Genomic DNA, 11,612 nt, shown 5'->3' on the forward strand with positions numbered 1-11,612 from the left:
GCAGCGGAACGGGCGGTCAGACGATCTTGCAGGGCGCGTACGCGGCGCCCAGCTGAACGGCCGCGCCCAGGCGGTGGTTCCCGTCCTGGATGCTGATGCCGCCCCCGTCGACCCGGATCTTGATCGGTTCGAGCGCGGCGCTGTTCTTCATGCCGGTGACGGCGGCACTGAGCCGCTTCTCGTCGAGCCCGCCCGCCACCGTCTGCGCACGACCGCTGGCCTGCCGCAGCAACGCGACGCTCACCTCGACCAGTTGGCCGGGACGCACGCCCTGCGCGGCGAAGTCCTGCAACTGGTCGATCTGTGCGCCCTCGAAAGTCCCGGCACCGGCCCGGACGTGGTAGCTGGAGTCCCGCTGCCGGTTGACGTGGCCGCTCAGGTCCGCCTGCGCCTGCTCGGGGCCGACCTCCATGTTGACGAGCTTGTAGTAGGTCTCCAGGCCGTCGTCGACCTTGATGTACCCGTAGCTGCCGTCCTCGTCGAAGATCACGCGTTCCTCGGAGCCCGCGAGCTGGTAGATCTTCTCGTAGTGCTCGTCGGTCAGCTTCTGGTCCAGGATGAGCCGCATGCCCGGATAGTCGGCGTCGACGTGGGTGTGGTCGCCCTCCTCCTCGGCGGGCTTCGCCGTGGGGCGCCGCTGCACCGAGGGCTCGCCGGCCTGCGTGCCGTGCGCGTGGGCCGCGTGCTCCGCTTCGGACTCCCGGGCGAGCGGCCGGGACAGCACCCGGGAGGCGTTCGCCTCGGCCTCGCGCTCGAAGCGGTCCGAGGGGTCGCTGACCCGTAGCCCGCTCCCGTTGTCGGTGCCCGCGACGGGGCCGCTGCGCTGCTGGATGACGTGGGTCAACTCGTGCGCGAGCGTGTGCTTGTCGCCCCCTCCGGCGCCGAGCACGATGTGGCTGCCCGAGGTGTACGCGCGGGCGCCGATCCCCGCGGCCGACTCCCGGGCGGTCGCACCCGTGTGCAGCCGGACATCGGAGAAGTCCGCGCCGAGCCGGGTCTCCATCTCGGCCCGGATCCCGTCCGCCATGGGCGTGCCGGGGCTCCTCAGCACCTCGTGGACGGCCGAGCGCTGCACGTCGGCCGCGGCGTGCTCGTGCTGCTCCTGTTCCTGCTCCAGCATCCGGCTCACCGCGGCATTGCCCACGGCCCGTTGCATGGCGGTGAGCGCCGCCGGCGTCACGGCCCGGGCACCGGAGGGCAGCCGGGCGGGAGCCGTGGGCCGACTGGTACGGCCCGGTCGTCGGTCGGTGGCAAACGCACTACCGGAGTCATGGGCACGCACAGGTAAGGCCCCTTCGAGGGATCGGCGACAGTCCCTCCCAGTCTGTTCGACCCCGCACCTCCGGCGGAAGGTACGCCAGGGCAGCGTCCGATGTCCCTTGGGGCCACCTCCCCCGTCAGCCCGCCGAGCTGGGTGCTCGGCGGGCCGGGTTCACGACGTGGTGTGCGACGGATCGCGGCGATGGGATGTGTCGGCGCAGTTCAGGGCAGCAGCGAGACCTGGTAGTGGGCGATGGACCAGCCGTCGTCGGAGCGCCGCAGCAGGATGCCGAGGTTGACGGTGAGGGTGGGGCGGTCGGGGAAGGCGAAGTCGACGCTGTGGTAGCCGAGGAGAAGGGTCGGGGTGAGCCGCCGGGACTCCAGGATGCGGTAGTCGGCCGTCATGCCGGGGGGCTGGGAGGCGTAGTAGGCACTGATGCCGGCCCGCCCGACGGTGTACGGGTGGAGGCCCTGGAAGATCGCGTCCTCGGTGAAGCAGTCGGCTGCCTGCTCGGGTTGGTGAGCGTCGACGGCGGCCTTCCAACGGTTGAGGACGCCGCGCAGCACGGCTTCGTCGCTCATCGGGCGCCTCCCGTGCCGGGGTCGTTGGGGTGCGGGGAGAGCGGGGTGACGGTGTCCTGGCGCCATACCCGCAGGGGCATGGAGGCGAGCGCCTGTTCCAGCCGCGTCTCGTCGGGGGCGCTGAAGAGGCCCCAGGTGCGCCATTCGCCGGGGGCGAGCGGCGGGCGCCAGAGCCGCAACAGGGCACCCTGGGCGGTGAGTTCGCGCGACCGCTGGGCCTCGCGGGCCCGGATGTCGGCGACCGCGTCCTCGGTGGTTCCGTCCGGGACGGTGGTCACCATGTCGACCAGGAATTCCATCGGTGTCCTCTCGTTCGGGGCTTACCGGAGTATCGAGGGGCGGCGCGGTCGCCGGTGCGGAGCCACGCCGGTCACGGCCGGGCGTCGTGGCCGGCGCGCAGGCTGAGGACGGAGCCGGCCAGGAGCAGGCCGACCAGGGTCAGCAGCGGGGCCGTCCAGGAGCCGGTGGCGGTGTGGAGGGCGGCGGTGAGGGCGGGGCCGCTGGCGGCGAGGAGGTAGCCGCAGGTCTGGGCCATGGTGGAGAGCGCGGCGACGTGGTCGTGGTCGGTGCCCCGGCGGGCGAAGAGCACGGCGGCCAGGGCCTGGCCGCCGCCCATGCCGATGCCGAGGATGCCGGCCCAGAGCGGAGCGCCGGTGGCGGGGGCGAGTACGACGCCGAGCAGGCCGAGGACGCAGACGGCCACCACGGCGAGCAGGTGCGGCCGCTGGTCGGCGCGGGCGGCGGCGAGGACGGGCGCGAGGAAGCCGCCGACGGCGAGGCCGAGGATGAGGACGGCCAGGTCGGTGCCGGCGGCGGTGCGGCTGAGGCCCGCGTCGACCAGGATCGAGGGCAGCCAGGCGAGGGTGGCGTAGAAGACCAGGGTCTGGATGCCGAAGAAGGCGGTCAGGCTCCAGGCGAGCGCGGTGCGGCCGACGGGCCGGCGGTGCACCGGCGCGGCGGCGGCCGGTATCCGCCGTTCCACCCGCAGCTGCGGCGCCATGCCCGCCGCCGCGAGGACGGCCGGGAGGACGGCGAGGCCGATCGCGGCCCGCCAGGACCACGCGTCGGCGACCGGCGCGACCAGGGCGGCGACCACGGCCGACCCGGTGCCCATCGCGAGGGCGTAGACGCCCATCATGGTGCCGATCCGCCGGGGCGCGAAGCGGGCCCGGACGAACACCGGGATCAGCACGTTGACGACCGCCACCGCGATGCCCACCAGCACCGTCCCCGCGTAGAGCCCGGGCAGGCCCGCGGTGCGCAGCAGCGCCCCGGCGACGAGCAGCACGCTCGCCCAGAACAGCCCGCGCTCCTCGCCGATCCGCCGCCGGGCGACGGCGCCGAGCGGCGCGAACAGGCCCATGCACAGCGGGGGCAGCAGCCCGAGCACGGTGACGGTGCCCTGGCCCCAGCCGGCGACCGGCGCGAGCGGTCCGACCTGTCCGAACGCGACCCGGGTGTTGAGGCTGAGGAGGACGAAGCCGACGACGAGCAGCGCGCCGGAGGCGGGGGCGGCACGGCCGGGTGAGGTCCGGCTGGGGGCGGAGGCGGTGCTGAGCGGCATGAGCGGCGAACCCTTCGCTGCGGCAGGAAGTTAGGCTTGCCTGAGCTTTCACGCTCAAGTGCGCTTGAGTGCAACCCGCCGGCCGTGAAGGAGACGACGCGTGGAGCAGCTCTACTCGATCACCGAGGCCGCGAAGGCCTTCGACCTCTCCGTCCCCGCCCTGCGCTACTACGAGGACTGCGGCCTGATCACCCCCGCCGCCCGCCGCGGCCGGGTGCGCCAGTACGACCGGGCGGCCCTGGAACGCCTCGCCCTGGTCCAGCTCTGGCACGTGGACGGCATGATCCCGCTCGCCGGGACGGCCGCCGTGATGGCGAGCGAGCAGGCGGCGGAACGCAAGGCGCTGCTGGCGGCGCAGCGGGACGAGATGACGGCCCGCGCCCGCCGTCTGGAGCGCGCCGCGGCCGTCCTGACCCACATGCTCGACTGCCACCGCGACCGCCCGCTGGACTGCCCGGTCACCCACGCGCACATCGACGCCCGCGTCGACGCCGCCCTCGCCGGCGAGGAACTGGCCGACGCCTTCCTCCCGCCGGCGACCGGGACCGCGACCGGGATCGGTCAGCCCAGCACCGCCGGCGTCGGCCCGTCGGGGCGGACGGTGATGCTGTAGGCGGAGCCGGTCGGGACGGATCGGAACCGCACGGTGTGGGCGGGCAGCAGGAGTTCGAGCAGCGCGGTGGTCTCGCGGACGGCGAACTGGGTGCCGAGGCAGGCGCGGGCGCCGAGGCCGAAGGGGAGGTACGCGCCGAGCTGGGCGGGGCGGGCGCCGGTGGCGGTGAAACGGGCGGGGTCGAAGCGTTCGGGGTCGGGCCACAGGGCCGGGTCGCGGTGGGTGAGGTAGGGGCAGACCAGGACGTCGGTGCCGGCGGCGATGCGGTGGCCGTCGATCACGTCGTCCTCGACGGCGTGCCGGGGGAGCAGCCAGGCCGGGGGGTAGAGCCGCAGGGCCTCGCTGACCAGGGCCTGCGGGTCCGCGCCGCGCGCCTCGGGGTGGCGGTCGAGGAGGAGGAAGAGCCAGGTCAGGGTGGTGGCGGTGGTCTCGTGCCCGGCGACGAGCAGGGTGACGAGTTCGTCGCGGATCAACCGGTCGGTGTACTCCGGGTGTTGGGCTGAGGCGTCGAGCAGGACCCGCAGCACGCCGGGCTCCTCGGCGTCGGTCGCCGAGCGCGCCGCGTCGATGGCGGCCAGCGCGACGGCGTCGATCCGGGCGAGGTCGGCGGCGACGGCGTCCCGGGCGTCCCCGGCGTCCGTGGGCAGGGTCGGCATGACCGCCACCACCCGTTCCACAGAACGGAGTTCATGGTCGGTGCGGTCGTCCAGCGGCAGCCCGGTGAGGGCCCGCCAGACGGTGTCGAGGGCGAATCCGCGCATCTCCTCGCCGAGGTCGAAGGTCTCGCCGCTGCGCGCGTACCCCTCCCAGCGGTCGGCCGTCCGGCGGGCGGCGGCGGCGATCCGCTGCTCGTAGCGGCGCATCCCGGTGCCGGTGAACTGGGATTGCAGCAGCCGCCGTTGGCGCTTCCAGGCGTCCCCGGTGGCGGAGAGCACGCCGTCGCCGACCAGCATCCGCGCGCGGTGCGAGCGCTTGACGTAGCGGTCGGGGTGGCGGCCGAGCACGTGCTGCACGGCGGCCGGGTCGGTGACCAGCACGGTGGGCGTGGGGCCGAGCCGGAAGGCGGCGATGCCGCCGATGCCCCGCTGCGCCCGGGCGAGCAGGTCGACGAGGTCGGCCTCCTCGCTGCGCCACTGCTCGACGGCCTCGGCGGCCAGCTCCGGTACGGGGCGGGTGTCGGTGGTCACCAGGAGTCTCCTCGGGGGTCGGCCGTCGTGGGCGGGCGGCCCGCCCCGCAGCCGACTGTACGTCAGCCGAGTGGCGGCCCGGTTACGCCCGGTGACCCGGGGGTGCGCCCGGCACACGGCTGCGCCGCGATCCGTCCCCCTCGACGGACCGCGGCGCAGCGGCTTACGGGGTGTCAGGCAGGTGACCTGCGGGTCACACGGCCTGCCACAGGGCGGGGACGATCGGCGGCTCCCAGCCGACCTGGGCGGTGTGACCCTGGAGGCAGCGGTAGCTGACCCCGTTGTAGGTCACGACGTCGCCCGCCTGGTAGGTGGTGCCGGGCGTCCAGGTGCCGCCGGGGTTGGTCGGGCCGTTGCCCACGACCAGCGAGAAGCTGGTGCTGTGGGTGGCGGAGCCGGTGCCGGTGAGCGTGATGCTGTAGGTGCCGGCCGCCGTGTTCGCGGCGGTCGCGATGGTCAGCGAGGCCGAGGCGCCGGACTGCACCGAGGACGGGCTGAAGGAGACCGTGACGCCCGCCGGGGCGCCGGAGGCGGTCAGGTTGACCGTCTGGGCGGAGCCGGAGGTGGTGGCGGTGGAGACCGTCGCGGTGGCCGAGTCGCCGGGGTTGACGGTGGCGGTGGCCGGGTTCACCGCGAGGGAGAAGTCGTTGGCGGGGGTGGTGCCGCCGACGGAAGTCTTCCAGATGGTGTAGGCCACGCCGTCGGCGCTGCGGTTCAGCGCGGTCGGGTCGATGTTGCTGGTGGTGTCGCAGGACTGGTGGTAGCAGGAGTCGTACGAACGGCCCGCGCTGCCGCCCCACTTGGTCGCCTGGCCGGAGGTCTTGACGGCGTCGGCACCGGCCGCGTAGCCGGAGGTGGGGATGCCGGCCTGCTGGAAGGAGTAGTCGTCCGAGCGGCCCTGGCCCTCGACGTTCTCCTCCGGCTGGAGGTTGAGGGAGTCCCAGTAGGCCTTCATCGGCGCGGCGGCGGCGGAGGTGATGTTGTTGATGAAGTAGCCGGCGTTGGGCGATCCGACCATGTCGAAGTTGTAGTAGGACTTGATCGCGGAGCGCTGGGTGGAGCTGAGCTGGCCGACGTAGGACTGCGAGCCCTGGAGGCCCTGCTCCTCACCGGTCCACCAGGCGAACCGGACGTGCCGGGTCAGGGTGGGGTTCTGCTGGGCGAGGACGAGGGCGTTCTCCAGCAGGGTGGCCGAGCCGGAGCCGTTGTCGTTGATGCCGGGGCCGGCCGAGACGCTGTCCAGGTGGGCGCCGAACATGGTGACCTGGTCGGCGGGGCCGCCGGGCCAGTCGGCGATCAGGTTGTTGGACTGGTAGGTGCAGGAGGTGCAGGTCTGCTCGGTCACGGTGTAGCCGGCGGCCTGCAGCTTGCCCTTGATGTACGCCACGGACTGGCTGTGCCCGGCGCTGCCGGCCCGGCGGTTGCCGCCGTTCTGGCTGGCGATGGTGTTCAGCTGGGTCAGGTGGGCCTGGACCTTGGCGACGTCGATGTCGGGCGCGGGCCCGCCGGGGGTGCCCCCGCCGCCGACGGTCAGGGTGTACTGGGCGGTGTGGGTGGCCGCGCCGGCGGTGCCGGTGACGGTGATCACGTACGTCCCGGCCGGGGCGCCCGAGGAGGCCGACAGGGTCAGCGTCGCGGACGAACCCGTCTGCACGGAGGAGGGGCTGAGCGTCGCGGTGACCCCGGTCGGGGCGCCCGAGGCGGTCAGGTTGACGGTCTGCGCGGTGCCCGAGGTGACGGCGGTGGAGACCGTAGCCGTGGTCGAGGCGCCGGGCTGGACCGAGCCGGAGGCCGGGCCGAGCGCGAGCGAGAAGTCGTTGTTGCCGGACGGGGTGCAGGTCGGGTCGCCGCTCTGCGCGGGCACGCTGATCGCGTCCCAGGCGGCCTTGGTCCGGTTGAAGTAGTTGCAGGTCGGGTCGAGGTTCTTGGCGGCGGTCAGGGTGGTGGTGCGGTACCGCTTGTAGGTCATGCCGCTGGTCTTGAGCAGCATGCCGCCGTAGAAGACCTGGCCGGCCTGCTTGACGCCGATGCCGGTGACCGAGGAGTTGTTGCAGGTGGGGCTGGACGGCTTGCCGCCGCCCGGGTTGGAGCCCATCGACAGGAGGTAGAACCAGTGGTTCAGCGGGCCGGCCGCCGCGTGCACCTCGGTGCTGGGGATGGAGGAGGAGTAGCAGTTCGGGTCGTTGTTGACCAGTGAGGGCTGGTAGAGGTTGCGGATCGGCCCCTGGCCGACCAGGTTGACCTGCCGGCCGACCTGGTAGTCGGGGTAGTCGTAGGGCGCGGGCTGGTTGGCGTACTCCTTGGTGAGCGCGCCGAAGATGTCGCCGGTGCCCTCGCCCAGGCCGTTCTCGTTGTTGGCGCCGCCGGGGGTGTACTGGTCGATGCCGTGGCCGAACTCGTGGCCGACGACGTCCTGGGCGGCGATCCACTCGTTGTTCTGGTTGTGGCCGATGGAGACGGAGCTGCCGTCCCAGTAGGCGTTGACGTCGTTGAGGCCGACCTTGACCGGCCAGCTGCCGCCGTTGCCGTTGTGGCCGTTGCGACCGAGCCAGTCGCGGAGCATGTCCCATTCCTTCTGGGCCGCCCACATGGCGTCGGCGCAACCGGTCTCCTTGCTGGAGGGGTTGCCGGTGCCCCAGGAGTCGGAGGACTTGCTGAACACCTGGCCGCTGCTGTAGTCGGAACAGGTCAGGCCGGGCCGGTTCGGGTCGCGCAGAGAGTACGAGCCGCCGGAGTTGGTGGTGCTGATGGTCAGCGGGCCGGGGCCGTTCCACTTGCTGTTGATGGTGCCGGCGCGGACATCGTCGTAGCTGTCGATCACCTCGCCGCTGGCGGCGTCCACGAAGACGTGCAACGTGCTCGGCGCGCTCTCGGTACGGCCCTTGAGGACGGTCTCCCAGGCGAGCCGGCTCGCACCGTCCTTGACCCGGACGACCAGGCGGCGCTCGGCCACCGAGTCCACCGCGGCCAGCTTGGTGCGCGCGGTCTTCTCCGCGTTCGCCGCGCTGACCTGCGGGGTTATCGAGCCGCCGACCGGCCCGGTGGCGGCCGACTGGAGGCCGCGGACCTTGCCCTGGCCGTCGGCGAGCACCACGGCGTCGCCACCGACCACCGGCAGGCCGCGGTAGCTGCGGTCGTACGCGACGGAGTAGAGGCCGCCGAGCCAGGGGGTGACGGCCCGGCGTTCGTAGGTCTCGCCGGGGCCCTTGGCCAGTGCGTCCAGGCCGGCGGCCGCGGCCGCGTCGGCGGCGTTGACGGCTGCCGCGAGGGCGCTGGGTGGTGCGGGAGAGGGGGTGGGCGCGGCGGTGGCCGGCCCGGCCGTGGCGGCGATCATGCCGGCCAGCACGGTCAGGGTGGTCGCCGTGGTCAGCAACCGTCCTGTGGAAACTCTGCGTTGCATCGAGGCTCCTCGCATGTGGGGGTCCTCGACCGCGGACGGCAGGGCTGGTGGCCCACCGCAGGGCCGTGTCTGGGGGACGGCCGTGCGGGCCGTCCGCGCTCGGGTGCCGGAACCCTCACACGGCGTCATGCTCTGGTCAATGGCTGGTGCACGCGATGCATAGGGTTGGCAAATTCCGTCAAGCTGGGCTTTTGCCCGAGTGGTTGAGACCACCTCATGTACGGACCGGGTGTCATCGAGTACCGTCCTGATGGTCGGAAGGTTGGCGAGGGGCCCGGGGGAAGCGACCGGAGGAGGCAGCCGTGCACCGGAACCGCGTGGCCGTGGCACCGGCGTCCTCACCTCCGTCCCCACCCGTCGCCCCGCCCGCCCAGGAGCTGGGCGCCTGGCGTGACTTCGGCGCCCGGCTGCGCCACTGGCGGCGCCGGGCCGGCCTCACCCAGGCCCAACTCGGCGCCGGAATCGGCTACGACCACACCGCGGTGAGCAAGATCGAGCACGGCGCCCGCCGGGTCACCCCTCGGATCGCTGACAGGATCGACGAACTCCTCGGCGCGGGCGGTGAGTTGCGGGCCGCCTGCCAGCGGGCCGAGACCGCCGAACTGCCCTCCCTGGCGCCCCTCGCGCCCGCCCTGCTGCGGCCCCCGCTGCCCACCGCGGCCGCGAACGGGCCCGGCGGCCCGGCCCGCTGGAGCGCCCCCGCCCAGCCGCCGCCCCGGCTGCCCGACTACGGCCTGCTCTGCCCGCTGCACGGCGCCGACGGCTGCGACGTCCCCGACCCGGTCGAACTCGCCGCGCTGCACGCCGAGTTCTGCGCCGCGAACCCGGCCGGCGCGCCACCCCTGGACGCCGCCACCGCACACGCCCTCACCGGGCTGCTCGCCGCCCACCTGCGCTCCGGCGAGGCCGGCGGCCTGCCCGGCCTGGCCGCCGCCGTCGAACGCACCTTGCAGGCCGTGCTCGCCCGGCTCGCCGCCGCCCCCGCCGCGCAGCGCCGCCCGCTCGCCCGACTGGCCGCCGAGCACGCGCACGCCGCGGGCGCGCTGCGGATGCAGGACGGCCGCAACGCCACCGCGATGGCCTGCTTCGACCGCGCGCTCGCCTGGGCGGAGCTCGCCGGGGACCAGGCCACCCAGGTCGCCGCGCTGAGCGACATGAGCACCCTCGCCCGGATGGACGGCGACCCGGCCGCCGCCCTCGGCTACGCCCGGGAGACCGGCCGCGCCGCCCCCGGCCGGCACTGGGCCGGCGCGATGGGCCAGATCGGCCAGGCCCGTGCGCACGCCCTCACCGGCGACGTCCGGGCCACCATTCGCCACCTCGGCCGCGCCCGGCTGCACCTGGACCACATCGGCGCCCGGGACGAGGACGACGCGCCCTGGCTCTCCATCGCCTCGATGCGGCTGCGGGTGGAGTCCGGCGCGGCCGCCGCGCTGCGCGACCTCGCCGCGGTCGTCGGCGACCCCCGGCTGGCCCGCCGGGCGCTGACCGCGGCCGAGACCGCGCTCGGCCTGCTCGGCCCGGCCCAGCTCCCCTCCAGCCGTCTCCTCTTCACCGTCCGGGTGGCGGACTGCCACGCCTGCGCGCACGACCCGCAGACCGCCGTCCAACTGCTCGGGCCCGCCCTGAAGACCGCCCCGGCGGCGGCCCTGCCGGCCCTGGTCGGGTACGAGCTGCGCGGCCTGCGCGACCGCCTCGCGGCGTACCGGCCGGAGGCGGCGTGGCGGCTGGCGGAGCTGGCGGGATCCTGACGGGCGGCGCCACCCGCACGGCCCGCGCCCTCGCGCCAGGCTCGCGCTCGCCCGGTGCCACCCGCGCCGCCCTCGCCGGACCGGGGGCCGGATCCGGGTCCGGACCGCCCCCTGCGCCAGGGGGCGTGCGACCTCGCCCGGCGTGGGACCGACCCCGCTGCGCTCCGGTTTCTCCAGCGCCTGCGAACAAACGCGCCCCTTTCGCGCCGGTCTGGTGTCAACTTCGTGCGCAGATCTTCCTCCGATCGGGTTATTTATGGCGTTAACACGTCGAATGACTGCCGTAGCTGACCTCTCCAGCTAGAGTCTCTGACGTTTCCAGTCATTAGTTCGCGAATAACCAAGGGGGCGCGTGCTGTCCGCCATTGCACGCCGGCTCGCTCATCCGCTTCTGCTCCTGGGGGTGCTGTGCACGGCCGTCGCCACACTGCACTTCCACTGGGAGCCCGACCGGGTCTCCCCCCTCGTGCTGGTCGGCGTCCTCGGGTACCTGGCCGTACTGGAGCGGGTGATCCCGTACCGGACCGACTGGCATCCGAGTGGGCGTGAACTGCGCTGGTACACCGTGTACTTCGTGCTGAGCATGGTCGGCGGTGCGCTCGCCCAGGGGCTGGTGACGGCGCTGGTGCAGGTGCTCGGGGCGGCCCATCCGGTGCTCCCGTTCGCCCTGGAGATCCCGCTCGCGCTGCTGATCGGATCGCTCGGCGACTACCTCGTCCACCGCTGGTCCCACCACAACCGGTGGCTCTGGCGCCTGCACGGCGTCCACCATGTGCCGGACAAGGTGAATGTCGCGAACAACGGTGTGAACCATATTCTCGACGTGTTCGTCGCGCAGTCCGTGGTGCAACTCCTGCTGTCGCTGATCGGCTTCTCGGCGGAATCCGTGTTCGTGGTCGGAATATTCATTCTTGCGCAGGGGTATTTCGTTCACGCGAACATCGACGTCCGCCTCGGGTTCCTCGGCCACCTGCTGGCCGGCCCCGAGCTCCACCGACTGCACCACAGCACCGACCTCGCTGAGGCCGGGCACTACGCCTCCGACCTCTCGCTGTGGGACCACGTGTTCGGCAGCTTCACCTGGCGCCCCGGCCGGGTGCCCACCGCCGTCGGCCTCGCCGATCCGGCCGCCTTCCCGGCCACCGGCGAAGTGGGTGCCACCCTGCTGCACCCCTGGCGCCAGGTGAAGACCACCGAGCCGTCCGTCTGACCCTGCCCGCGAGGCCGCTCTTCCTCCGCCCGTGTCCGCGCCGCC

9 protein-coding genes are annotated in these 11,612 nt (G+C 73.6%); 3 read left to right on the forward strand and 6 right to left on the reverse strand.

Features of this window, described 5'->3' with window-relative positions; all coding sequences use genetic code 11:
- Positions 1 to 16: 16 nt before the first annotated feature.
- From ACIOGZ_RS22970 to ACIOGZ_RS22985, 4 genes are all read right to left on the reverse strand, one after another.
- Complete coding sequence (locus ACIOGZ_RS22970; protein ID WP_400986994.1) at positions 17 to 1,144, reverse strand: DUF4157 domain-containing protein; 1,128 nt, start codon at positions 1,142 to 1,144, stop codon at positions 17 to 19.
- A gap of 338 nt (positions 1,145 to 1,482) precedes the next feature.
- Entirely contained in the window at positions 1,483 to 1,842 is a 360-nt protein-coding gene (locus ACIOGZ_RS22975) for an SgcJ/EcaC family oxidoreductase (RefSeq protein WP_400986996.1), read from the reverse strand.
- A complete protein-coding gene (locus ACIOGZ_RS22980; RefSeq protein ID WP_400986998.1) occupies positions 1,839 to 2,141 on the reverse strand; it encodes a muconolactone Delta-isomerase family protein in 303 nt (100 codons plus the stop codon). Before ACIOGZ_RS22980 ends, ACIOGZ_RS22975 begins: the two co-directional genes overlap by 4 nt.
- A gap of 71 nt (positions 2,142 to 2,212) precedes the next feature.
- Entirely contained in the window at positions 2,213 to 3,406 is a 1,194-nt protein-coding gene (locus ACIOGZ_RS22985) for an MFS transporter (RefSeq protein WP_400987000.1), read from the reverse strand.
- A 100-nt stretch (positions 3,407 to 3,506) separates the two neighbouring features.
- On the opposite strand from ACIOGZ_RS22985, the gene ACIOGZ_RS22990 reads away from it, so the two are divergent.
- Positions 3,507 to 4,019, forward strand: a complete 513-nt coding sequence (locus ACIOGZ_RS22990) for a MerR family transcriptional regulator (protein ID WP_400987002.1) — start codon at positions 3,507 to 3,509, stop codon at positions 4,017 to 4,019.
- On the opposite strand, the gene ACIOGZ_RS22995 is transcribed toward ACIOGZ_RS22990, so the two are convergent.
- Both ACIOGZ_RS22995 and ACIOGZ_RS23000 read right to left on the reverse strand, forming a co-directional pair.
- Positions 3,968 to 5,206: a cytochrome P450 gene (locus tag ACIOGZ_RS22995; RefSeq protein WP_400987003.1), complete on the reverse strand. Its 1,239-nt coding sequence runs from the start codon at positions 5,204 to 5,206 to the stop codon at positions 3,968 to 3,970. The two genes, ACIOGZ_RS22990 and ACIOGZ_RS22995, sit on opposite strands and share 52 nt — an antisense overlap.
- Before the next feature lie 193 nt (positions 5,207 to 5,399).
- On the reverse strand, positions 5,400 to 8,606 hold the full coding sequence (locus tag ACIOGZ_RS23000; RefSeq protein WP_400803090.1) for a M28 family peptidase: 3,207 nt from the start codon (positions 8,604 to 8,606) through the stop codon (positions 5,400 to 5,402).
- A gap of 302 nt (positions 8,607 to 8,908) precedes the next feature.
- Between ACIOGZ_RS23000 and ACIOGZ_RS23005 the strand changes: the two genes are divergently transcribed.
- Both ACIOGZ_RS23005 and ACIOGZ_RS23010 read left to right on the forward strand, forming a co-directional pair.
- Positions 8,909 to 10,357: a helix-turn-helix domain-containing protein gene (locus ACIOGZ_RS23005; RefSeq protein WP_400987005.1), complete on the forward strand. Its 1,449-nt coding sequence runs from the start codon at positions 8,909 to 8,911 to the stop codon at positions 10,355 to 10,357.
- A gap of 352 nt (positions 10,358 to 10,709) precedes the next feature.
- Positions 10,710 to 11,567 (forward strand): sterol desaturase family protein, encoded by an 858-nt coding sequence (locus ACIOGZ_RS23010; protein ID WP_400987006.1) that lies wholly within the window; start codon positions 10,710 to 10,712, stop codon positions 11,565 to 11,567.
- The last annotated feature ends 45 nt before the right edge of the window (positions 11,568 to 11,612 follow it).

The organism is Kitasatospora sp. NPDC088160, assembly GCF_044741445.1.
In the GTDB taxonomy this organism is placed as follows: Bacteria; Actinomycetota; Actinomycetes; order Streptomycetales; family Streptomycetaceae; genus Kitasatospora.

Bases quoted from the DNA above. Each gene is read 5' to 3' on its own strand.
- ACIOGZ_RS22980 (WP_400986998.1), bottom strand. From the start codon at position 2,141: ATGGAATTCCTGGTCGACATGGTGACCACCGTCCCGGACGGAACCACC.
- ACIOGZ_RS22985 (WP_400987000.1), bottom strand. From the start codon at position 3,406: ATGCCGCTCAGCACCGCCTCCGCCCCCAGCCGGACCTCACCCGGCCGT.
- ACIOGZ_RS23000 (WP_400803090.1), bottom strand. From the start codon at position 8,606: ATGCAACGCAGAGTTTCCACAGGACGGTTGCTGACCACGGCGACCACC.
- ACIOGZ_RS22975 (WP_400986996.1), bottom strand. From the start codon at position 1,842: ATGAGCGACGAAGCCGTGCTGCGCGGCGTCCTCAACCGTTGGAAGGCC.